The sequence below is a fragment of the Psychrobacter arcticus 273-4 genome, from assembly GCF_000012305.1.
Classification (GTDB): Bacteria; Pseudomonadota; Gammaproteobacteria; order Pseudomonadales; family Moraxellaceae; genus Psychrobacter; species Psychrobacter arcticus.
Map to the genome: position 1 here is coordinate 213138 of NC_007204.1, position 22204 is coordinate 235341.

At 43.9% G+C, this 22204-nt stretch carries 13 protein-coding genes, 4 pseudogenes and 1 other annotated feature; of the genes and pseudogenes, 9 read left to right on the plus strand and 8 right to left on the minus strand.

Annotation, left to right across the window (positions count from 1 at the left end):
- The first annotated feature begins 251 nt into the window (after positions 1-251).
- Entirely contained in the window at positions 252-1355 is a 1104-nt protein-coding gene (locus PSYC_RS00940) for an alkene reductase (RefSeq protein ID WP_011279494.1), read from the plus strand.
- Between the two features lie 256 nt (positions 1356-1611).
- On the opposite strand, the gene PSYC_RS00945 is transcribed toward PSYC_RS00940, so the two are convergent.
- Complete coding sequence (locus PSYC_RS00945) at positions 1612-2928, minus strand: NAD(P)/FAD-dependent oxidoreductase (RefSeq protein ID WP_011279495.1); 1317 nt, start codon at positions 2926-2928, stop codon at positions 1612-1614.
- Positions 2929-3310: 382 nt separating this feature from the next.
- Here PSYC_RS00945 and acs point away from each other — a divergent pair, with 382 nt between their 5' ends.
- The 3 genes and pseudogenes from acs to pgsA all read left to right on the plus strand — a co-directional run bounded on the left by acs (position 3311) and on the right by pgsA (position 6652).
- Complete coding sequence (gene acs, locus PSYC_RS00950) at positions 3311-5272, plus strand: acetate--CoA ligase (RefSeq protein WP_011279496.1); 1962 nt, start codon at positions 3311-3313, stop codon at positions 5270-5272.
- Between the two features lie 301 nt (positions 5273-5573).
- Positions 5574-5798 (plus strand): annotated as a pseudogene (locus PSYC_RS00955) (hypothetical protein); the annotation flags it as partial.
- A gap of 173 nt (positions 5799-5971) precedes the next feature.
- On the plus strand, positions 5972-6652 hold the full coding sequence (gene pgsA, locus PSYC_RS00960; protein ID WP_011279497.1) for a CDP-diacylglycerol--glycerol-3-phosphate 3-phosphatidyltransferase: 681 nt from the start codon (positions 5972-5974) through the stop codon (positions 6650-6652).
- 284 nt (positions 6653-6936) lie between these two features.
- Here the strand turns inward: pgsA and PSYC_RS00965 are convergent, their stop codons facing one another.
- Positions 6937-7431: a pyridoxamine 5'-phosphate oxidase family protein gene (locus PSYC_RS00965; protein ID WP_011279498.1), complete on the minus strand. Its 495-nt coding sequence runs from the start codon at positions 7429-7431 to the stop codon at positions 6937-6939.
- Between the two features lie 417 nt (positions 7432-7848).
- Between PSYC_RS00965 and purL the strand changes: the two genes are divergently transcribed.
- A complete protein-coding gene (gene purL / locus PSYC_RS00970) occupies positions 7849-11877 on the plus strand; it encodes a phosphoribosylformylglycinamidine synthase (RefSeq protein ID WP_011279499.1) in 4029 nt (1342 codons plus the stop codon).
- Positions 11878-12074: 197 nt separating this feature from the next.
- A complete protein-coding gene (locus PSYC_RS00975; RefSeq protein WP_011279500.1) occupies positions 12075-12548 on the plus strand; it encodes a PH domain-containing protein in 474 nt (157 codons plus the stop codon).
- Positions 12549-12602: 54 nt separating this feature from the next.
- Here the strand turns inward: PSYC_RS00975 and PSYC_RS11740 are convergent, their stop codons facing one another.
- On the minus strand, positions 12603-14360 hold the full coding sequence (locus PSYC_RS11740) for an Ltp family lipoprotein (RefSeq protein ID WP_011279501.1): 1758 nt from the start codon (positions 14358-14360) through the stop codon (positions 12603-12605).
- A 269-nt stretch (positions 14361-14629) separates the two neighbouring features.
- Here PSYC_RS11740 and PSYC_RS11745 point away from each other — a divergent pair.
- Positions 14630-14844 (plus strand): annotated as a pseudogene (locus PSYC_RS11745) (IS3 family transposase); the annotation flags it as partial.
- Positions 14719-14835, plus strand: a sequence feature (AL1L pseudoknot). (Overlaps the previous pseudogene by 117 nt.)
- A 189-nt stretch (positions 14845-15033) precedes the next feature.
- The gene (locus tag PSYC_RS00990) at positions 15034-15663 is read left to right on the plus strand and encodes a DedA family protein (RefSeq protein WP_011279503.1); all 630 of its coding nucleotides are present in this window, start codon (positions 15034-15036) and stop codon (positions 15661-15663) included.
- 273 nt (positions 15664-15936) lie between these two features.
- On the opposite strand, the pseudogene PSYC_RS11470 reads toward PSYC_RS00990, so the two are convergent.
- Both PSYC_RS11470 and PSYC_RS00995 read right to left on the minus strand, forming a co-directional pair.
- Positions 15937-16157, minus strand: a pseudogene (locus tag PSYC_RS11470) (transposase); the annotation flags it as partial.
- Between the two features lie 15 nt (positions 16158-16172).
- Positions 16173-17729, minus strand: a complete 1557-nt coding sequence (locus PSYC_RS00995) for a TerC family protein (protein ID WP_011279505.1) — start codon at positions 17727-17729, stop codon at positions 16173-16175.
- 236 nt (positions 17730-17965) lie between these two features.
- Here PSYC_RS00995 and PSYC_RS11475 point away from each other — a divergent pair.
- Positions 17966-18067, plus strand: a pseudogene (locus PSYC_RS11475) (IS5/IS1182 family transposase); the annotation flags it as partial.
- A 124-nt stretch (positions 18068-18191) separates the two neighbouring features.
- Here PSYC_RS11475 and rsfS read toward each other — a convergent pair.
- The 3 genes from rsfS to pta all read right to left on the minus strand — a co-directional run bounded on the left by rsfS (position 18192) and on the right by pta (position 22118).
- The gene (rsfS, locus tag PSYC_RS01000; RefSeq protein WP_011279506.1) at positions 18192-18605 is read right to left on the minus strand and encodes a ribosome silencing factor; all 414 of its coding nucleotides are present in this window, start codon (positions 18603-18605) and stop codon (positions 18192-18194) included.
- Positions 18606-18744: 139 nt separating this feature from the next.
- Positions 18745-19629, minus strand: a complete 885-nt coding sequence (locus PSYC_RS01005) for a nicotinate-nicotinamide nucleotide adenylyltransferase (protein ID WP_011279507.1) — start codon at positions 19627-19629, stop codon at positions 18745-18747.
- 332 nt (positions 19630-19961) lie between these two features.
- Entirely contained in the window at positions 19962-22118 is a 2157-nt protein-coding gene (pta, locus tag PSYC_RS01010) for a phosphate acetyltransferase (RefSeq protein ID WP_011279508.1), read from the minus strand.
- Positions 22119-22204 lie beyond the last annotated feature (86 nt).

The following is a 22204-nucleotide window of genomic DNA, read 5'->3' on the forward strand; positions in this document are numbered from 1 at the left end:
CGAGTCGTTAGTTTACCCAGTTTATCTCTACGGTTTCTGCAGCATAGCTCACTTTTAAAAGATTGAAAATATAGGGGTGTTGGTGTTTTTGTTTGTAAGTTTTACTTGGAATTGCTATATCTATGCCCTATAAAGAATACGGCTTATGAATAGAGTACTTAATAGGTTATTGAGACATAAAATTAAGTGCGAATTATTCATGATTAATAAATTCTATAACCGTATTTTTATAACAGCAAACAAGGCTTTTTATGGCACACGACAACTTATTTGAACCCGTAAAAATGGGCACCCAAACTCTAAAAAATCGCATTATTATGGCGCCTTTGACGCGCCTGCGCTCTGTCGAGCCGGGTGATGTTCCCACTGCTCTAGCGAGTGAGTATTATGCGCAGCGTAGCGGCGCTGGACTGATCATTGCTGAAGCGACCCAGGTGTCTTTTCAAGCAAAAGGTTATGCGGGCGCGCCTGGTATCCATACTGAAGAGCAGATGACCGCATGGAAAACCATCGTTGATAATGTCCATGCAAAAGGCTGCAAAATCGTGGTACAGCTCTGGCACACGGGTTTGGTTGCACACGAAAGCGTGCAACCTGATGGCAAAGCGCCTATTTCAGCTTCCGATGTTAATGTGGGGGTACGTACGTCACTGCGCGACAGCAACAACCAAGCGATTCGCGTTGATGCGACAACGCCACGACCAGCCACGCTTGAGGAAATACAGCAAGTTATTGCTGACTTTGGTCTTGCGACCAAAAATGCCAAAGAAGCGGGCTTTGATGGCGTAGAGATTCATGGTGCTCATGGTTATCTGTTGCATCAGTTTTGGGTTGAGCATACCAATCAGCGCACTGATGAATACGGCGGTAGCCGTGAGAACCGCGCGCGCTTGATGCTGGCTGTGATTGATGCTTGTGTCGATGCATGGGACGCTGACCATGTCGGCATTCGTATTTCACCACTTGGTACGTTTAATAATGTGGAAGCGGGCTACAATGAAGACGAAAATATTTGGCTGATTGAGCAGATTAATCAGCGCGGTCTGATGTATCTACATCTTTCTGAGCCTGATTGGGCCGGTGGTACGCCATATAGTACTGAATTCCGTCAGCGCGTTCGTGAAGCATTTGGACAGATGATTATTGCCGCTGGTGGTTATACCGCTGAAAAAGCGGAGACAAATATCAAAGATGGCTATATCGATGCGGTTGCTTTTGGTCGTGACTATATTGCCAACCCTGATTTGGCTGAGCGTATTCGCGAAGGCGCACCGCTCAATGAGCAGCATCCGCAGAGCTTTTATGGTGGCGGGACAGAAGGTTACACCGATTATCCGTTTTTAAACCAAGCATAATGGTTTGACGGTCAATAAAAGAGCCACCTTGCTATGATTAGCAAGGTGGCTCTTTTGATGATGTCATTGGTGTTTTTCTCATACTATAGTCGGTGAAAAGTAATATCGATACAACACCTACTACTGGTGCAAATTTTTCTGGCTTGCTGTGCCTACGCAGACAGAGGCTGCAAAAAATTTACACCAGCAATACGGTAGCGACTTTAAAGTATTTCAACTATAAGTGGCGTTTAAATGTTAGAAAAATCATTTGGCATCAGACAACTTCGCCGCAGACAAAGCCACTTGCCCACGCCCATTGGAAGTTATAACCGCCAAGCCAGCCTGTGACATCCAACACTTCACCGATAAAATACAGTCCATCTTGATAATTACTCTGCATGGTTTTCGAGGACACTTCAGCGGTTTTTATCCCGCCACGTGTGACCTCAGCAGTACGATAGCCTTCGGTGCCAGAGGGTTTAAGCTGCCAGCCATTAAGGGTTTCACCCAGCTCTATCAAGCGCTCATCTTTAATATTGGCAAGCTCAGTCTGCTTGATGTCGTCCCACAGGTGGGTCTGTAACGCTACCAACAGTTTTTTGGGCAGCTTGTTACTATCATCGCCGCTATCGGTATAATCCGCCAATACCGTACGGATGAGCTGTCTTGGATGAGACTTTTTATGCGCAAGTAATAGCGCGGTCATATCGATATCGGGGAGCAAATTGATGCTGATGGTTTCGCCAATATGCCAATAGTTTGAAAGCTGTAGCATGGAGGGGCCGGAGAGTCCGCGATGGGTAAATAATAGCGGCAGCTTAAAGGAGATACGCTCATTACTGGCAATCACAGGGATACTAATACCAGCAAGTGCGCGAATCAGCTCGCCGATTTTATCGGTAAAGGTAAAAGGTACAAGACTGGCATCAGTTTGTATAAGCGTATGATTAAATTGCTGTGCTAATGCATAGCCTAAACCACTAGCACCCATGGTTGGAATAGACAAGCCGCCCGTTGCCACCACTAGTGATTCACAGCGATAGCCTGTTTGCGGCAGATTGGTTTGATTTGCCATATCTTTTTGCTCTTGTTTGTCTTTTTTGCTGAGTGCTTTGGTTGTTGATAATTGAAACCGTGCTTTCTTATCGTTTTCGATTGCTTGCACGCTATCAATTTGGGTGTTCAGTCTGACCTGTACGCCTACCGCGGCACACTCATCAAGGAGCATAGTCAATATATCTTGTGCCGAATCATCACAAAATAGCTGCCCGTGTTCGCGCTCATGGTAGGGTATTTTATGCTGCTCAACCATACCGATGAATTCCCAACTCGGGTAGCGACTGAGCGCTGATTTACAAAAATGCGGATTACTACCGATAAAATGTTCAGGCGCAACAAAATAATTGGTAAAGTTACAGCGCCCACCGCCAGACATGAGGATTTTTTTGCCGGCTTTATTGGCATGGTCTAGCACCAGTACGCGGCGACCACGGCGACCGGCTGTCAGCGCGCAATATAACCCTGACGCACCAGCACCAATGATAATGACATCATAATGAGGGTGTTGCGAGGCAGTGCGGTAATTGTCCATGGTCGGTGGTTCCTGATTTAAAAAAGGGAAAATAAGACTCATAAAGCCTGTTTTCATATAAAAAATAGAGATTGGATGATGTCATTTGCAGCGATTGATATCAGGTTGCTATTGTCCACGTTTTATATCAGGTTACAAGGATTAAATAGCATTATTGCCACCACATTTTAAAAAATTGCGGCCATAGAATCTGCATTGTTAAACACATTGGTGTGCGATGCAATTGTTGTGATTAATGGTTGATGCCTTGCAACCATTCGGCATATTTGTCAAACTGTCTTTGAGTGTCACCATTATGGAAGATGACCCTTACTGCCTGTATCAATCCTCGCTATTAGCGATGTTCGTTACAGGTGATAATAATTAAAAAAGGATGAAGCTCATGACTCAAAAATCATTTCCAATTACGCCTGAATTCCTCGCCGCTGCCAATGTTACTGCCGAGCAGTATGTTGAACAATACCAACAATCCATTGCGTCACCTGAAGCGACAGATGCCTTTTGGGCGAAGCAGGCCGAGCTGATTGATTGGATAAAAAAGCCCACCAAAATCAGTGATGTCAGCTACGACTTAGAGGATTTTCGCATTAAGTGGTTCGAAGATGGCGAGCTGAATATTTCAGTCAACTGTCTTGATCGTCATGTCAAAAACAACCCCTACAAGCCTGCCATCATTTGGGAAGGGGATCATCCCTCCCTACATAAAATAATCTCATTTAAAGAGCTGCATGAAGCAGTTTGTCGCTTAGGTAATGCCATGCGCAAGCTTGGGGTTAAAAAGGGCGACCGCGTCACCTTATATATGCCGATGATACCTGAAGCAGTGGTCGCAATGCTGGCGTGTACGCGTATTGGAGCAGTACACTCGGTGGTGTTTGGCGGCTTTTCTACGCAAAGCTTGGGTAACCGTATTATTGATAGCCAGTCCAAGCTGGTCATCACCGCTGATGAAGGTATCCGTGGTAACAAGCGTACGCCACTCAAAGCCAATGTCGATCGTGCTCTAGATATGGATGGCACAGACAGCGTTAGCAATGTCATCGTCGTCCATCGTACCGGCAATTCAGTGCCGATGAGTGGTCGCCGTGATATCTGGTATCACAGCTTGGTCGATGGTGAATCGCAGTACTGTGAACCTGAAGTGATGAATGCAGAAGACCCGCTGTTTTTATTATATACCTCTGGTTCAACAGGTAAGCCCAAAGGCGTGTTGCACACCACAGGCGGCTATATCACTTATGCGCTGTCCACGTTTCGTGATGTTTTTGATGTTAAGGATGATGATGTGTACTGGTGTACTGCGGACGTCGGTTGGGTGACGGGTCATACCTACGCCACTTACGCACCGCTTGCCAATGGCACGACGACAGTCATGTTTGAGGGCGTGCCAGAGTATCCGACATGGGCACGCATTGGGCATATCATTGATAAGCATCAAATAACCGTTTTATATACCGCACCGACCGCTATTCGCGCCATGATGAAAGAGGGCGATACCTTTGTACGTGAGTCGGACCGCTCAAGTCTGCGCTTACTCGGCACGGTTGGTGAACCTATCAATCCTGAAGCGTGGGACTGGTACTATCATATCGTCGGTGGCGGTAAGTGTCCGGTCGTCGATACCTGGTGGCAGACCGAAACCGGCGGTATTATGCTAGCACCAATACCGGGGACGGTTGCGATGAAGCCAGGCGCGGTGATGAATCCGCTATATGGCATCATACCAGAGGTCATTGATACCGATGGCGTTGCGCTTGAAGGTGCTGCTGAAGGTAATTTGGTAATTAATGGTAGCTGGCCTGGTCAAATGCGCACCATTTATAAAGACCACGCGCGGTTTTTAGAGACTTATTTTACCGAATATCCCGGCTATTATTTCACGGGCGATGGGGTACAGCGTGATGAAGATGGTCACTACTGGATTACCGGTCGTGTTGACGACGTGCTTAATGTGTCAGGGCATAGACTGGGCACAGCAGAGATTGAAAGTGCGATAGTCGCCCACCCAGCGACGGCAGAGGCGGCAGTGGTAGGAATGCCACACGATATACGCGGTATAGGTATTTGTGCTTTTGTTATCTTAAAGTCGAGTGAAACGGCAACTGAGTCACTAAAAGCAGAATTAAACCGCCATGTACGCACCGAGATTGGTCCGATTGCCAATTTAGATGCCATCTATATGGTCAATGTGTTACCCAAAACGCGCTCTGGTAAAATCATGCGCCGCATATTGCGTAGTCTAGCGGCAGGGCAGTATGTTGGTCTTGGTGATTTATCTACCCTAGCTGATAGCTCAGTTATCAATGAGCTGGTCGAAGTGGTCAAGACAGAACGTGCAAAATAGCAGTGTTGGTTCAATATATAGTTGAAATACTTTAAAGTCGCTACCGTATTGCTGGTGTAAATTTTTTGCAGCCTCTGTCTGCGTAGGCACAGCAAGCAAGAAAAATTTGCACCAGTAGTACGTATTGTATCGATATTACTTTTCACCGACTATAAATGCGCTAGGCATTTTAAAATTATTGGAAACTAAGGTATAAAAGGTAAAAAGCCATGCTATAAAAGTAGCATGGCTTTTTACCGAGATATTAAAGTCAGTCTTAAATAAAAGAAATACAAATGTTATCAAGCACTGCTCCGCAAGGAAGAATGAGCTTGTGTATCACCAAGACTATAAAACAAGGTTGACAGCGATCAACGAGATCACACAATATATCGAGCTTGAGTACAATGAGGAGCGATTAGCAAAGCACTGCTTTGCAGCGACGCAAGACAAGAGCTGTGCTCGCAGTGGAACGAGAATTCAAAAGGGTTTGGGCTATAGATTGCCAAGACAGATGTGGTTTGACTTTTATCGTCAAGCTGCGTAACTAAAATCTCCCAAGTTTAGTTGTACGGATTTGACAGCAGGGGTCAGAATAAAAAGCGCTCGATTATCAGAATATACGCTTGGTATAAGATACCTACACAGATGGCATGACGACTTGCCTGAAAAATGCTAAGCTGTCTGCCATTATTAGGTCAATATTAAACTAGGTTTGCCATGACTGAGAGCACGCATTTGCCTCCGCAGGAGACGTCAAGTACGCAGAGTAACAAGAGTATTTTTAATTTGCCCAACAACCTGACGATTGCGCGTATTTTGATGATTCCGCTATTCGTGGCAATTGCCTATTGGCCGCCTGCCATGGGGATTGGCATGCCCGCAATCTCAGATAACGTGATTGCTAAGGTTGGTATGAGTGAGTTTAGCGATAGCTTATTACGTCACTTATTATTAACGGGTGTTTTTATCCTAGCGGCGATTACCGATTGGCTTGATGGCTATTTTGCGCGTAAGCTCAATGTGGTATCTGCGTTTGGACGCTTTTTGGACCCTGTTGCTGATAAGCTCATGGTCGCAGCCGCGCTGATTATCTTAGTACAATGGCATCCCAATATTATCATGGCGATAGCCGCAATTGTGATTATCTCGCGTGAAATCGCCGTATCGGCATTGCGTGAATGGATGGCAGAGCTGGGTAAAAGCACCAGTGTGGCGGTGTCTTATGTAGGTAAACTGAAAACTACTTTTCAGATGATAGCGATTACGGTGCTTTTGTTAAATTGGGAATCGCTTGAAACCATCGGCTATGTTTTGATGGTAGCAGCAGTGATTTTAACATTATGGTCGATGATGATTTATCTCAAAGCAGCTTGGCCATATCTTAAGCAAAGCGGTTAAGCTCATAGTATTGATATGAGTCTAATAAACTCTAGACCATAAAAAACGCCAGTCGCATTTGAACTGACCCCCATAAGTTGGACACAATTTATGGGGTATTTTTATGGTAAAAGCTTTGTTTTTATCTGCTTGATATATTATAGTCGGTGAAAAGTAATATCGATACAACACGTACTACTGGTGCAAATTTTTCTTGCTTGCTGTGCCTACGCAGACAGAGGCTGCAAAAAATTTACACCAGTAGTACTGTAGCGACTTTAAAGTATTTCAACTATAGTTATGAATTATAACGAAACTGAGAAGGTTTCGCCCATATCTTCAGCGGTTTTACCATCTTGTAGCGCTGCTGCCGCCATTTTGAACATATTCACGACGGTACTGCCGCTAAGCCAGCACTCTACACCATGCGGTACCACTTTAATCAATTGGATGTTTGCATCTTCTTTGCCGTTAGCAAAAAAGGCACTATAGACAGGTGACCATAGCTCATCGAGCTTGGCTTTGTCAGTCGGTAATTCTGCATCACCACTAATGGATACATAGTTCTTCTCATCTTGGGTAGCATAAGTGAGACCAATTCTAGCATCGTCTTGGATATCTTTTACGACATCAGATGTTTTATCTCCGATAAACCAAATTTCTTTATTATCAAGGTTCACCTCACTGGTGGTCATCGGCCACGCATGAATATCACCTTTTTTATTACTGGTACTTATCATGGCAAATTTCACGTCTTTAATGACGGCTTGGATTTTATCGATATGCTTTTGGTTACTCATGGCGATTTCCTTTTTCATTATAGTAAATAAAATTTGAATTTATAATTGTTCATTTTTGAGCTTAAACAAGCTTGTGTTCGTATTTATATTTATGAACGACTGAGCTCATTAACAACTGCTAACTAGCATAGCGATGACTGGCAGGCTATTTATATAGGCGCCCAGTAAGGCGATGTGAGCGTTTGTAAGGACTATAAGCTTTAGGTAAAAATTGTGACGCTGTGCCGTCAGGCTTGCTGTTTTGATAGCAAATCGACAGTATTTGCTCAAGGCTTTAGCATCATATTACCTAAACGATTGGCAATTTATCTTGGTTTAAACCTGCTTATTAGAAGTCTTCTTGTTATAATACGCGGACCATTTACTTTGCATGGCAGAGATGCCTGTTCTTGCCTATATCCTATGGAATATGCCTTTATGATGACCATCGCCGGACAACCGTTTCTTACCGATTTTCAGACGCAGCAACTCATCAGTCAGTTTCAGCAAAAAACCGAGCTAAATGTCAGCCAAATTCATACTCAGCAAGTGTATGTATTATCACGAGAACTCAAAGGTGATGAGCATAAAAAAGCGCTAGACTTACTTGCTGTCGACAGTGCTACGGTTCTTGCAGCCCCTGAAAGCAATCAGTTACAAGTTATCGTTGGACCACGTTTTGGCACCATATCACCATGGGCAAGTAAAGCGACCGATATCTTTAATAACTGTGAAATTGCCATCAATCGTGTTGAGCGCGTCATTGTTTATACGCTAACCGTCGACGGTGAAGTCAGTGCGACCAATAACCAGCTGTCTGCTGCCGCTGAGCAATTATTATTTGACCGTATGACGCAAAGCTTGGTTTATGATTTAAATGACACTAGTAAATTATTTGATGATCAGCAGCCAGCTTCGTTAAATCATATTGATGTCATCGGACAAGGTCAGGCAGCGCTTGAGTCAGCCAATACTGAGTTTGGCTTTGCGTTATCGAGCGAAGATATTGATTATTTGATGAATGCTTATGTCAATGAGCTAAAGCGCAATCCAACCGACGTTGAGCTGATGATGTTTGCACAGGCGAACTCTGAGCATTGCCGTCATAAAATCTTTAATGCTGAATGGACCGTTGATGGCGCAGTACAGCCAAAATCACTGTTCCAAATGATTAAAAATACTTATAAAGCCAATCCGCAAGGTATTTTATCTGCTTATAAAGACAACGCGGCGGTGATGGCAGGTTCTGACGGCTTGCGTTTTTACCCGATTCCTACTGATGCGATGGATGCCAATTCTGCGCATCCTTACGATTTCCATCAAGAAGAAATCGATATTTTGATGAAAGTCGAAACTCATAACCATCCAACGGCGATTGCTCCTTATGCGGGTGCAGCGACGGGCGCGGGTGGTGAGATTCGCGATGAAGGCGCAACCGGTCGTGGTGGTAAGCCAAAAGCAGGTTTGACTGGCTTCCATGTGTCACATCTTCATATCCCAGAACTTGCTGAGAAATGGGAGCAGTCAGGTCAATTAAGTACGCAGGATTATGGTACGCCGGATCGCATGGCAACCAGCCTTGAGATTATGACCGAAGCCCCATTAGGTTCAGCCAATTTCTCAAACGAATTTGGTCGTCCAAACCTATGCGGTTATTTCCGTAGCTTCCAATTGGACACCTCAGTGGCAAAAGATGGCAGTCAAATGCGCGGCTATCATAAGCCAATCATGCTGGCAGGTGGTTATGGCAATATCAAACGCAATCTCATTGAAAAAAACGCCATTCAGCAAGGTGATTTATTAATCGTCCTTGGTGGCCCTGCGATGCAGATTGGTCTAGGCGGCGGTGCAGCATCTTCGGTCGATAGTGGTTCACTCGATGAAGGCTTAGACTTTGCTTCTGTACAGCGTGACAATGCTGAGATGGAGCGTCGCTGTCAAGAAGTCATCGATCGCTGCTGGGCACTTGCTGGCAACGATATCGATGCAAGTAACAACAGTAAAGACGGCAACCCAATCGTCTCATTGCATGACGTCGGTGCCGGTGGCTTATCCAATGCCATGCCTGAGCTAGTCAATGACCACGAAATGGGCGCAGTGCTCAATCTACGTAAAATCCCGTCGCTAGAAGCGGGCATGTCGCCAATGGCCATCTGGTCAAACGAAGCGCAAGAGCGTTACGTGCTAGCGATTCGTCCTGAAAGCAAAGAGCAGTTCGATGCGATTTGTGCCCGTGAGCGCTGCCCGTATGCGATTTTGGGTGAAGCCACTGAAGTACGTCAGCTAGTGGTCGATGACGAATTGCTCCCTGAGCAGCCAGTCGATATGCCGATGCAAGTATTGCTCGGTGGTACGCCGCAGATGAAGCGTAGTTTTGAGCGTCAAGAGAGCACCTTGCCAGCGTTAGAGCTTGGTGAAGTCAATCTGGCCGAATCAATCAAAGACGTGCTACGTCATCCAACTGTCGCTAGCAAATCATTCTTGATTAGCATTGGTGACCGTTCTATCACGGGTATGGTCGTGCGTGATCAGTATGTGGGTCGCTACCAAGTGCCTGTATCAGATTGCGCCGTTACGGCATCAGGCTTGCTAGCTCTCGATGGTCAGCCAATGAGCGGTGAGGCAATGAGTGTTGGTGAACGTACGCCTGTTGCACTTATTAGTCCAAAAGCTTCTGCACGATTGGCGGTTGGTGAAGCCATTACTAACATCGCTGGCGCGCGTATTACTCAGCTATCTGATATCACCATGTCAGCAAACTGGATGGCAGCGTGTGGCGATGATGCAGAAGATGCCGCCTTGTTTGATGCGGTATATACCGTTGGTGAAGAGCTATGTCCAGCACTGGGTATTGCTATTCCAGTCGGTAAAGATTCGCTATCAATGCGTGCCAACTGGACAGACAGTAGTGACAATGCTGAAGACAGCAGCACGGATAAATCAGTGGTTTCGCCAATGAGTTTGGTGGTGACAGCTTTTGCTCCTGTTGTTGATGTCGCAAAAACGCTAACTCCTGAGCTTATCAATGGTGATAGCGCCTTCTACCGTATTGACTTATCTAAAGGCAAGCTACGTTTAGGCGGCTCAATTCTCGCGCAAACGCTAAGCCAATTAGGTAATGACTGCCCAGATTTAGCGCAGCCAAGCGACTTGGTCGACTTCTTTAACTTTATCCAAGCGGGTAATGAGCAAGGCGTCATCAGTGCCTATCACGATATCGGTGATGGTGGACTACTCGCGACTATCGCTGAGATGCAATTTACCAGCCGTCAAGGTATCAAGCTGTCATTGACTGATGACAACTTATTAGGTCAATTGTTCAGTGAAGAGCTAGGCGCAGTCATCCAAGTATTACCAGAAAACGTCGCTACCCTCATGGCGTTAGCAGAGCAGCATAACGTCAGCGATATGCTTAGCCTCGTCGGTCAAAGCTCTGAGGAAGACAGCTTGCTCATCCAAACACCAACCCTCATGGGTGATGACACTCTACGCTTTAGCCGTAGCGAGCTGCAACAGGAATGGAGTCAGGTCAGCTATCAAATCGCTCGCCGCCGTGACAATCCAGCGTGCGTCCAGCAAGAGTATGACTTGATTGGCGACGCCAGCCATCAAGGTCTTATCGCTGCACCAAACTTCGATCTTAATCAAAAAGTTGAAGAGCCTTACCTTAATAGTCGTGCTGATTCAAATAACAGCAAGCCAAGAGTCGCTATCTTGCGTGAGCAAGGCGTCAATGGTCAGACAGAGATGGCAGCAGGCTTTACCCAAGCTGGCTTTGAAGCGGTCGATGTGCACATGAGCGATTTGCTCAGCGGTCGCATCAATCTACGAGACTTCGATGGTTTGGTCGCCTGTGGTGGCTTTAGTTATGGTGACGTACTGGGCGCTGGCTCTGGCTGGGCGAATTCTATCTTGTTTCATGACGAATTGCGCATGCAGTTTGTGCGCTTCTTTGCCCGTCCTGATACCTTCTCACTCGGTGTCTGTAACGGTTGTCAGATGATGGCACAGTTAAAAGACCTCATCCCGGGCGCGGAGAACTTCCCACGCTTTATCGCCAATAAGTCGGCTCGCTTTGAAGCGCGTACGGTCAACGTCAAAGTCGAGCGCACCAAATCCATCTTGTTCAAAGGCATGCAAGACAGTATCTTGCCAATCGCTGTGGCGCATGGTGAAGGCTATGCCACGCTGGACAACACTGAGATCGACGGTATGGCAAAACATGGTCAGCTCGCCATGCGTTATGTCGACAGCCAAGGTCATCCAACTGAGACTTATCCGCTCAATCCAAACGGTTCGCTCGGCGGTGTCACGGGTCTGTGTAGCACTGACGGTCGCGTCACCATTATGATGCCGCACCCTGAGCGTACGCTACGCGCGTACAATCATAGCTGGAAACCAGAAGCGTGGGATGAGGACGGCGCGTGGATGCGTATGTTCCGTAATGCGCGGGCATGGGTTAGATAGGATTGTTTGAGTTATTTTAGATAATAAAAAAGGTGGGCTTTGGCTCACCTTTTTTGTGTTTGGGATTTGGGTTTAAAAGTAGGGGAGCAATTCCCGCGGTAATCCCCCCCAATAAAGAATAATATTATTGATATTTGTTACTGATTTATTGCTGTTATACTATAGTATTCTTTGTTTTAATTACTTTAGAGGTATTTATGGGCAGCTATATTGATTCAAATTTGATTACTAATGAACGTGTTATTAAGGAAGCCCAAGTATCATGGTGGTCGCAATGGCCATTTTTTGTGATTGGTGGTCTTTTTCTTCTCTCTGGGATGGGTGCTAGCCTTGCTCCTAATGAAGATGGCGGTGCTGGTGTCATTTTATTTATAGCAGTAAGTTTCATTGTTTTTGCCATAATTAGGGTTATTAGTACTGAGCTTGCATTAACTACTAAGCGTGTAATCGCTAAAACTGGTTTTATTAGACGTAATACAATTGAACTACGATTGGAGAAGGTCGAAGGCTTTGTAGTCAATCAAAGTATATTTGGTCGGATTTTCAATTATGGGTCAGTTGTAGTTTCGGGAACTGGTGGCATCAAAACTCCTATCCCCTTCATTTATAACCCAGCTGAGTTTCGTATGGTAGTCAATGAATTCTTAGAAAACCCTTCTCAATTTGATTAACCAACACAATAAAATAAGAGAAATTAAAGCCACAACTGTCATCTTGTCGTGACTTTAATTTTTAGAGGTAAGGCTAGCTACGAACAAGCACGCCTGTTCTGCTCCGTAAGTTGCTTCACTTAAACTATAGTCATCACATTCATGAAGTTGTTCAATAAGGCCTTTACATGAATAACCTGAGTACTCAAGGTAATCTTTTGCTGACTTTACAGCCTGCTCTTTCCAATCAATGTTTAGACTATCTACTGCAACTGTAGCATCAGACACAACGTAATCATCGCATTCATGAAGCTGCTCAATAAGACCTTTACGTGAATAACCTGAGTACTCAATGTAGTCTTTTGCTGACTTCACAGCCTGCTCTTTCCAATCAATGTTTAGACTATCTACTGCAACTGTAGCATCAGACACAACGTAATCATCGCATTCATGAAGCTGCTCAATAAGACCTTTACGTGAATAACCTGAGTACTCAATGTAGTCTTTTGCTGACTTCACAGCCTGCTCTTTCCAATCAATGTTTAGACTATCTACTGCAACTGTAGCATCAGACACAACGTAATCATCACATTCATGAAGCTGCTCAATAAGACCTTTACGTGAATAACCTGAGTACTCAATGTAGTCTTTTGCCGATCTTAGGGCATTAGCTTGTGGTCTGGTCAGATTAGTTCCTTGTTTAGTCATCGCATTTCTAGTTCTACCATCTTCAAAAGTTGAACTTTGTAGGCCTGTAGTCGGTGTACTGGCTTTAGGTGGTCGAGTCATATCTAATTTTCCTGAGTCAGTCGGTGTGCTGGCTTTAGGTGGCCAAGTCGTATCTAATTTTCTTGAGTCAGTCAGTGCAGGATTGGGTATAACATCAGCACTATATATTTTTGAACCTTTCGAGCGATTACATTTCCAGCATAATGTCTGCAAATTACTTTCACAGGTTACTCCTCCTTTTGAAAGAGGGATAATATGATCAATTTCTAGTAAAAGATTAGCTTCATCTGAAGTCGAAAGATTACAAATCTTACAGGCATAACTATCTCTCTCTTTTATTTCTTCTCTTAGTTTCGCAGTCATAAGAGCCCTTTGACCTGCGACGCTGTTCTTAACTTTTAACAAATTGGCTAAGTAGCCAATAAATCTCTCTAGTCTGTCTAAATTCAATTCTAAGGCAAAGTTAGACTTACTATTGCCACCAGCAGAAGCATATCTAAAGGTATAAACAGGAAAATATAAATTAGATAAACTAATTTTTTTAAAACCCAATTCTGTATTAACCCTATCTCGATAATGTCTCAAGATGTAGGGTGAGAGAGAAGTACTGATACTTGAAACAATCGCTTCTCTCTCATTTTCTAATAGATACTTTCCCTGTTCTACAGCAGAAAAATTATTTAACACCTCTTCAAACTGCTCTAACGTCTCTTTGTTAGGACTTATATTGAAATATTTACATAAATATTTATAAGGTTGATTATCAGCACTTTTCACAATAGAAGCTGAGCAATTGTGTGTCCATCGATTGTCACTTGATTCAGTAGCCCAAGTACGCCTCTTCATATTATAACGACTAGCATCAGATAACAGCCCTTCACCATAGTCAGTAGCCTCAGCATAAGTATAAGACAACTTCAAATGCTCAATATGCTCATTAAGTTCGTTACACTCGTCAATGTGTTGCTGAACTCTGGCTTTCACAGCAAGAAATTTAGTCCCTTTAAAATAAGAGTCTATGACCAGTGGATAAACTACATGGCGAATAAAAGCTATTAGCAAGAAGAACACAATCAAAGACAAAATTATAGATTCAGTAGACAAAGGCTAACTCCAACAACCAGAAACAAGGGGATTTAGATAGTAAGAAAAAAGCAAAGGACAACAAGAGTCGAAAAAAAGCACTTTAAGGCATCTAAAAAATATTAGCAACAAGAAGAGAAAGAACACAGAAGAAAGCAGCGAGTAACCAACAATAAGGAGACTTTCCTAAAAAGTGTGTAACTGCTTATAATCCACTAACCGGAGAATAAGCAATGACTACTCAATCTGACATTAAAAAACATATAGACCAAACCATTCCTGCCTCGGTACAAGCTCAAAGCCAAGAGCAACGTATTAAGGAGCTTGAACGCGAGAATAAAGAGCTCAAGCAAGCGAATGAAATCATACGTAAGGCGGCGGCTTTTTTAGCTCAGGCGGAGCTCGACCACTAACTAAAACAATGCTTCAATTTATCGATAATTATAAAGATAATTACGGGATCGAGCCAATCTGTCGAGTACTACCGATTGCCCCATCAACCTATGGATATGTGTCACCTTTTGAGTTTGAAAGACGGTATTATGATAATCTTAATCGGTTAGGCCTGGTGGCCTAACTTAAACAAACAGTCTCCGATATAGTCGGGGCGGTTCAGTTACAAATTACCTTTGATTTGAATCCGCTTTATTCCACTATACTAAGAAAGAAGTCATCAATAAGATAAGGTCATTCAATGCATCAAATGAGTGAGTGGGTGCTAGCTATCATGGCAAATTTTGGCTATCTCGGCATTATATTTGCTATGTTTGCTGAAAATGTTTTCCCTCCTATACCGTCTGAGCTGATTATGCCAGCAGCAGGTTTTGCGGCAGCTAGGGGTGATTTAAATATATTATTAGTCATAGTGGCGGGTACGTTTGGCAGCGTTCTTGGTGCCTTACCTCTCTATTATCTGGGAACTTTGTTCAATAAAGAGCGCCTAATAGTATTTACTGAAAAGTACGGCAAATACGTGTTTATTAAGTCAGAGGATGTTTTGTCGTCCAATGCTTGGTTTGATAAACATGGTAAGAAAGCGGTCTTTTTTGGCCGCATGGTGCCTGGTATTCGTTCACTGATCTCCATCCCTGCGGGAATGAATAAAATGCCGCTGCTCTCTTTTTTAGTATTAACGGCTTTGGGTTCTAGCATTTGGACGACAATGTTAACCCTAGCAGGGTTTTACTTGGGCAAAAACTATGAGGTCATTGCGACTATGCTAGCGCCTTACTCTAAGATTTTCTTACTGCTTGCTGTAGTGATTATCATTATTTGGCTTATCAAACGTCGACTGTCTGCTCAGCACAATAGTAATAATATTTAAGGGGCTGTCCTAGGGTAATCATCCCAAGCATAAGACACTTAATCAGTAGAGAGCATCCCAAATTCTGTGTAACTGCCATTTAGCTTGTAGCAATGCTTACTGATACAGTCATCAAACATAATCATAAAGCGATTTAAAGCAGACATCTATAGTTGCAATACTCTAAAGTCGCTACCGTATTGCTGGTGTAAATTTTTTGCAGCCTCTGTCTGCGTAGGCACAGCAAGCAAGAAAAATTTGCACCAGTAGTAGGTGTTGTATCGATATTACTTTTCACCGACTATAGTTACGAATTGGCATCGACCACCTCGACGATGCCAGATAAATCACCTTGAATGCTGCCTGATTAGAAGGGAAACTTTACGCTTAGTCACTGCTGTCCGAATCACACTATTTAAAGACTCGATAGCATTGGTGGTATAAATCGCTTTTCTAATGTCTTTAGGATAATTAAAGAACACCGTCAAGCTCTTGCAGTTATTACGCCAAGACTTGATAAACTATGAATTTCATTGAGCGACATCTCTCTCAATTTTTACTAGAAGAATTCTTGTCGATAACGTTTCTAATACCGTGAAAATAAAGCCGTCGCTGCTGACGTGCTCATTAACTTGAGCAATACCATCTAGTTTGAAATTAATATAGCCGCCTATGGTCAGCTGTTCGGCTTCTCCTAATAGGCTTGGATCATTTAATTCAAGACGCAACTGATCTAAGCTAATAGTACCCTCAGCTATCCAATGATCTTCTTGTTTAACAATCTCTAAAGTTTCATCTTCATCAGGAAACTCACCAGCAATAGCTTCAAACAGATCTAAGGGCGTCACCAGTCCTGCAACTTGACCATACTCATCGACCACTATAGCTAAATTGCCCTTGGCATTTTTTAGCAAATTGATAAGACGCAAGTTATCAATAGTGTCAGAAACAAAAACAGGCTGCTGCTTAGTTAGTAAAGGCTCTAAAGCCAGATAAATATTGTTAGGCTGTTCATCTAATACCGCTAAGATATCTTTGGCTCGTACTACGCCCAATATTTTGTTCAACTGTCCTTGGCAAATAGGCAATAAGCTGTGTGGCGTTGACAACACTTGCTCACGAATCTCTTTTAAATCATCTTCGACGTTAACCCAAGAGACTTCTGATCGTGGCGTCATAATGGTTTCAACATCGCGTTCGCCAAGCGCGAGCACACCGCTAATCATGTAGCGCTCTTCTTCTGCAAAAGGAATGCTCGGCGCTGAAGTCTCATCTTCTGCTAGTAACTCTTCATCATTGTTAGATGTTTTGCCGCCCATCAGTCTTAGGATATTATCCGCCGTTCTGTCGCGTAGCGGAATGGCACTCTCATGTTTAGTACGGTTACGCTGCATAAACTGATTAAAGGCTTCAATAACAATAGAGAAACCAATGGCTGCATATAAATAGCTCTTTGGAATATGGAAGCCCAAGCCTTCAACGATCAGACTAAAGCCGATCATAAGCAAGAAGCTCAAGCACAGGATAACAACAGTAGGGTGCTTACCGACAAAATCAGTTAAAGCTTTAGCGGCTAAAACCATCACTGCCATCGCCACAATAACTGCGGCCATCATTACTTCTAGATGCTCTACCATGCCGACCGCAGTGATAACCGCATCAAAGGAGAAAACAGCATCTAAGATAACAATTTGAGCAACAACAGCTGCAAAGCCAGCATAGACTTTGCTATTGTTATTAGCATCAAGCTTGCCTTCTAACCGTTCGTGTAGCTCAAGCGTCGCTTTAAGTAATAGAAAGAAACCACCGACGATTAAGATCAAATCTCTGATTGATAAATTGAACGTAGCATAACTGACCACAGGTTCGGTCAGTGTCACGAGCCACGACATGACAAATAGCAGTCCTAAACGCATAATGAGCGCTAGACCAAGTCCAAGATTGCGCGCTTTAGTGCGTTGATGTGGGGGAAGCTTATTAGCGAGAATGGCAATGAAGACTAGATTATCAATACCTAGAATTATCTCAAGACTAACCAGTGCGAAGAAACCAAGCCATATCGAAGGATCGCTTAGAAGCTCTATCATTTAATTTGTTACTCTCTATTAAAAGGGATTAAGGGAACAATACAGTCATTACTAAAAAGTAATGGTGGTTTCAGTGATAATTATGCTCTAAATGCAGAAGGTAATTATCCGAACTACACTACAGAATTAAGCGTTACGGTTTATTAGGGCGTGTTGAACATTGGAAATAAATTGATGGCAAAAAAATAGCGAACGGTTAATCTTTAAGTTCTCACACCAAAAAGACCTCATTCGCTATGCCTCGCACAATGCTCAAAGATGAACACTGGACCAGACTAAAATCTATCTTACTAGAACTCAATATTTATGACAAAGAAAATCTTCGATGTACGGTTGAAATTATAAATGTTCAACATGGCCTAGTACTTTAAAGTTTATTAGAACGGTAAAATTTAAATAAAAAAAGACCAGAATAATCATCTGGTCTTTTTGGTGTTCACATCGTTATGGCAATAAACAAGATTATTTATTTTTATTGCGACGACCGGCTGTTTTCTTTTCACGCGGAACGGCGACCAACTCAGCCAATTGCTCAGGTGATGACCATAGACCTTCTAAGTCATAGAACTCACGTGCTTGTGGCGTCATCATATGTACAACGACCGCACCCAAATCAATCAACGTCCAGTCAGAATCGATACCGCCTTCACGACCCAGTGGCATAAAGCCTGCTTGCTTCGCTTCAGCGCCGACGCTGTCAGCCATCGCACGTACATGGCGCTTTGAGGTACCGTCAGCGATAACGATACGCTCCATTACGTCTGTCAATGCTGCTACATCCATTATGGTGATATTCTTAGCTTTCATATCGTCTAGAGCGTTTTCAACAAGGGTCAAGCATTCTTGTAAACGTTCGTCAGTCATGGTATTGGTCATAAATTTTAATCTCTTGAATCGTAAATATTAAAAATAAAATGGTAAATCGTCACAGTGCATTCTCTAACGAGCCATATATGGGCAGACGTTTTTGAGGCAAAATGATCAAAGTGGGCAAAATTAAAAGTATAAGGCGATTTTAACGGAATTGAGCAGCAGAATATAGCTGATGGGCGATAATATATTGATAAACAGCAGGATTTAACCATTTAGCTAATGAATTGGGTGCAGTATTGCCTATGATATCATTTATTGGTTGTAAAGATGCAATTTGCGTTTCAGCGCTGTGCTTTATATTTAATGATTGAGGCGCTTGCGGTAGTGGTTGGCGCAGTTGCTGACGTACTTGCGTGCTTGATATGGCTGCCACAGGGCGCGGGTCTAGGTAAATGCGACCTTGATAAGCGTTTTTTAAGATGGTGCTGTCTGTTATATTTCGAGAAGTGAGTGTTACGAGTTCAGCAGGTGAGTTAATGGTTGAAGGTTGCAATAGCACAGGAAGTTGCGATTTCAACTGAGTTTGCAAATTGGTCTCAGAAAATCTTTTATTAATATCAGAATTTTTCTCACGATTAAAAACCCATAGATTGACATAATCAGTCAGTTGTAGACCATCCTTCCATTGTTCCAAGCTACGCGCGCTGTCCATACCCATGATAAATATCAGACTGTCATTTGGATAGCGTGCGCGCAGTGTTTGTACGCTATCGATAGTATAGACAGGCGGTACTTGCCACAGTTCAAGCTCGTTAATGTATAAGGGCGACTCTTGGGTTGCCAGTTTTAGCATTGCCAGACGATGCTCAGGATTGGTGCTGTTTTCTTTAAAAGGTGAGCGCGCATTAGGCAGCAACGATACATACAGCGGGCGCTGTTGCTGCTCCGCTATTGGTAATAAATACTCATAAACATACATCGCCATTTGCAAATGACCATTATGCACGGGATCAAATGAGCCGCCCAAATAAGCACGGATGGCAGACTTAGAAATTTGGCTGTGATTATTATTGGCAATATTTAGCATAAATGAGTGAGTGTAAATTAATACAGATGGGCGTTGTGGTGGATTTACTTTAAATCGACTATAGCACGTGATTATTACTTTATCCTGCCTATCGATTTTTTATATAGTTGAAATACTTTAAAGTCGCTACCGTATTGCTGGTGTAAATTTTTTGTAGCCTCTGTCTGCGTAGGCACAGCAAGCAAGAAAAATTTGCACCAGTAGTACGTGTTGTATCGATATTAGTTTTCACCGACTATATTTACATATAGCGTTTAACAGCTATAAAAAAAGCCGACTATCATCATGATAACCGGCTTGATAATACGTTTTTTGAACAAAGCTTTAAATGCTTAAATAACGTCGCTATGCGCCTGAATGGCAGTGAGGGCGATGGTATAGATAATATCATCGACCAAGGCACCACGTGACAAGTCATTGACCGGTTTATTTAAGCCTTGCAACATCGGTCCGACACTGACCACATTGGCACTACGTTGTACCGCTTTATAAGTGGTATTACCCGTATTCAGGTCAGGGAAGATAAAGACGTTTGCTTGACCTGCAACTGGCGAGTCAGGGGCTTTTTGCTTGCCGACGCTCATGACAGAAGCGGCGTCATACTGTAGCGGTCCATCGACTTTTAGATTCGGTGCACGTTCACGGACGATTTGGGTCGCACGGGTAACTTTTTCGACGTCTGCACCCATTCCTGATGAGCCAGTAGAGTAGCTAATCATCGCCACTTTTGGATCAATACCAAAGGCGGCGGCTGATTGCGCAGACTGAATGGCAATCTCAGCCAGCTCTTCCGCATTTGGATTAGGGTTGATCGCGCAGTCACCATAGACCACCACTTGCTCCGGCAACAGCATAAAGAAAATTGACGATACGAGTGAATACTCCGGTGCCGTTTTAATCAACTGAAACGCTGGGCGGACGGTATTCGCCGTGGTATGTATCGCACCAGAGACCAAGCCATCGACTTCATCCATCTGCAGCATAGTCGTACCTAGATAAACGGTATCTTGCAGATATTCAGCAGCCACTTCTGCGCTGGTTTTACCTTTACGGCGCTCGACTACTGCAGCGATATATTTGCTCATATCTAAGCTATCAGGATCAATAATCTCAAGCCCTTCTGGTAATACTAAGTCGCGGTTTTTAGCGACTTGTTCGACATCGCTACGCTTAGCGAGTAGCACACAGTTGGCGATACCACGGCTTTGACAGATACAGGCCGCCTCTACCGTACGCGGCTCAGAGCCTTCTGGTAGCACGATACGTTTTTTGGCAATTTGCGCTTTTTTGACCACTTGATGACGGAAAGCAGAAGGTGACAAACGCGGCTCATGATTTTGGCTAAAATATGCTTTAATCCAGCTAAGATCTAAATGCGCAGCGACATAGCGAGCCACTTCCTCGGCACGTTCCGTATCATCGCTTGGAATCTCAGCACTCATGTGTACCAGGTTTTGTACCGTCTCATAGCTGTCCGTCTCGACACTCATTACTGGAATACCAGTTTTCAGCGCAGATTGCCAAAGCTCGGCCACTGTTGAGCTTGGTAACACGCCACCGGTCAATACCAATCCTGCTAGCGGAACACCATTGATACAGGCCAGGCCAGCTGCCAACAATAAATCGTCGCGGTCGCCCGGCACCACGATAAGCGTGCCCCGTTTGAACACTTCATCGACACGTGCAACCGAGCGCGCAGTCAAGCTAATGCGATTGATGCGGCGCGATTTTGCCTCACCAACATTCAGCCAAGTGGCGTCAAGCTCAGCAGCGATATCCCAAGTACGCGGTACTGATAGCGAATCACTAAACGGTACGACACCAATTAAGCGGAATTGTTCGCTATTGAAGTGCGGCGATAGGCGCTGGACTTCTTGTATAAAGCCGCTGTCCAAACTCACAATCGCTTCACCAGGGGCAACGATTTGATTTTCTAAGGTGCTTTGCGTATTCGGCAAATCATGCATACGCATCAAGATACAGCCAAGCATACGATCACTTGCCATACCACCAAATTCACGAGCATGGACATCAAGCTTATCGGCCAAATAGGCAGGCTTACTGGTATCAGCGGTGCTAACAAAGATGATTCTGGCATCTAATGCATGGGCAATCGCCCGGTTGATTTGTGAGGCATAAGAAGTTTCAGTCGTCGGTACTAAGCCTTCGCAGATCACTACATCGTAGTCATCACCGAGGGTATGATAATTAACGACCACCTCTTCCATTAAGTCATCAAGATTGTCATCGCCAATCATGCGCTCAACATGTTGACGGCTGATAGATTTAGGTGGCTTTAGCCCAAAAGCATGCATGGCCAAGGCGCTTGAACTGTCTAAACTGTTTTGCTTATCCAGAGCATCATCTTGTAAAAACGGCTTCATAAAACCCGCTTTGATACCGTTATAATCAAAAGCACGAATCAAGCCCAAAGCTGCTGATGTCACACCGATACCGCGGCTGATGGGCACAAGTAAAATAGTTTGCATAATGTATCCTACTGTTTATTATATTTTTAAAGAAATGGTCATCCTTGAGTAGATAAGAATCAACTTGTGATTCTTATCGCAGGCGT

What these genes read in the sequence shown, in the direction of transcription:
- PSYC_RS00940 (WP_011279494.1), top strand. Translation starts at nt 252, where the DNA reads ATGGCACACGACAACTTATTTGAACCCGTAAAAATGGGCACCCAAACT.
- PSYC_RS00945 (WP_011279495.1), bottom strand. Translation starts at nt 2,928, where the DNA reads ATGGACAATTACCGCACTGCCTCGCAACACCCTCATTATGATGTCATT.
- acs (WP_011279496.1), top strand. Translation starts at nt 3,311, where the DNA reads ATGACTCAAAAATCATTTCCAATTACGCCTGAATTCCTCGCCGCTGCC.
- pgsA (WP_011279497.1), top strand. Translation starts at nt 5,972, where the DNA reads ATGACTGAGAGCACGCATTTGCCTCCGCAGGAGACGTCAAGTACGCAG.
- PSYC_RS00965 (WP_011279498.1), bottom strand. Translation starts at nt 7,431, where the DNA reads ATGAGTAACCAAAAGCATATCGATAAAATCCAAGCCGTCATTAAAGAC.
- purL (WP_011279499.1), top strand. Translation starts at nt 7,849, where the DNA reads ATGATGACCATCGCCGGACAACCGTTTCTTACCGATTTTCAGACGCAG.
- PSYC_RS00975 (WP_011279500.1), top strand. Translation starts at nt 12,075, where the DNA reads ATGGGCAGCTATATTGATTCAAATTTGATTACTAATGAACGTGTTATT.
- PSYC_RS00990 (WP_011279503.1), top strand. Translation starts at nt 15,034, where the DNA reads ATGCATCAAATGAGTGAGTGGGTGCTAGCTATCATGGCAAATTTTGGC.
- PSYC_RS00995 (WP_011279505.1), bottom strand. Translation starts at nt 17,729, where the DNA reads ATGATAGAGCTTCTAAGCGATCCTTCGATATGGCTTGGTTTCTTCGCA.
- rsfS (WP_011279506.1), bottom strand. Translation starts at nt 18,605, where the DNA reads ATGACCAATACCATGACTGACGAACGTTTACAAGAATGCTTGACCCTT.
- PSYC_RS01005 (WP_011279507.1), bottom strand. Translation starts at nt 19,629, where the DNA reads ATGCTAAATATTGCCAATAATAATCACAGCCAAATTTCTAAGTCTGCC.
- pta (WP_011279508.1), bottom strand. Translation starts at nt 22,118, where the DNA reads ATGCAAACTATTTTACTTGTGCCCATCAGCCGCGGTATCGGTGTGACA.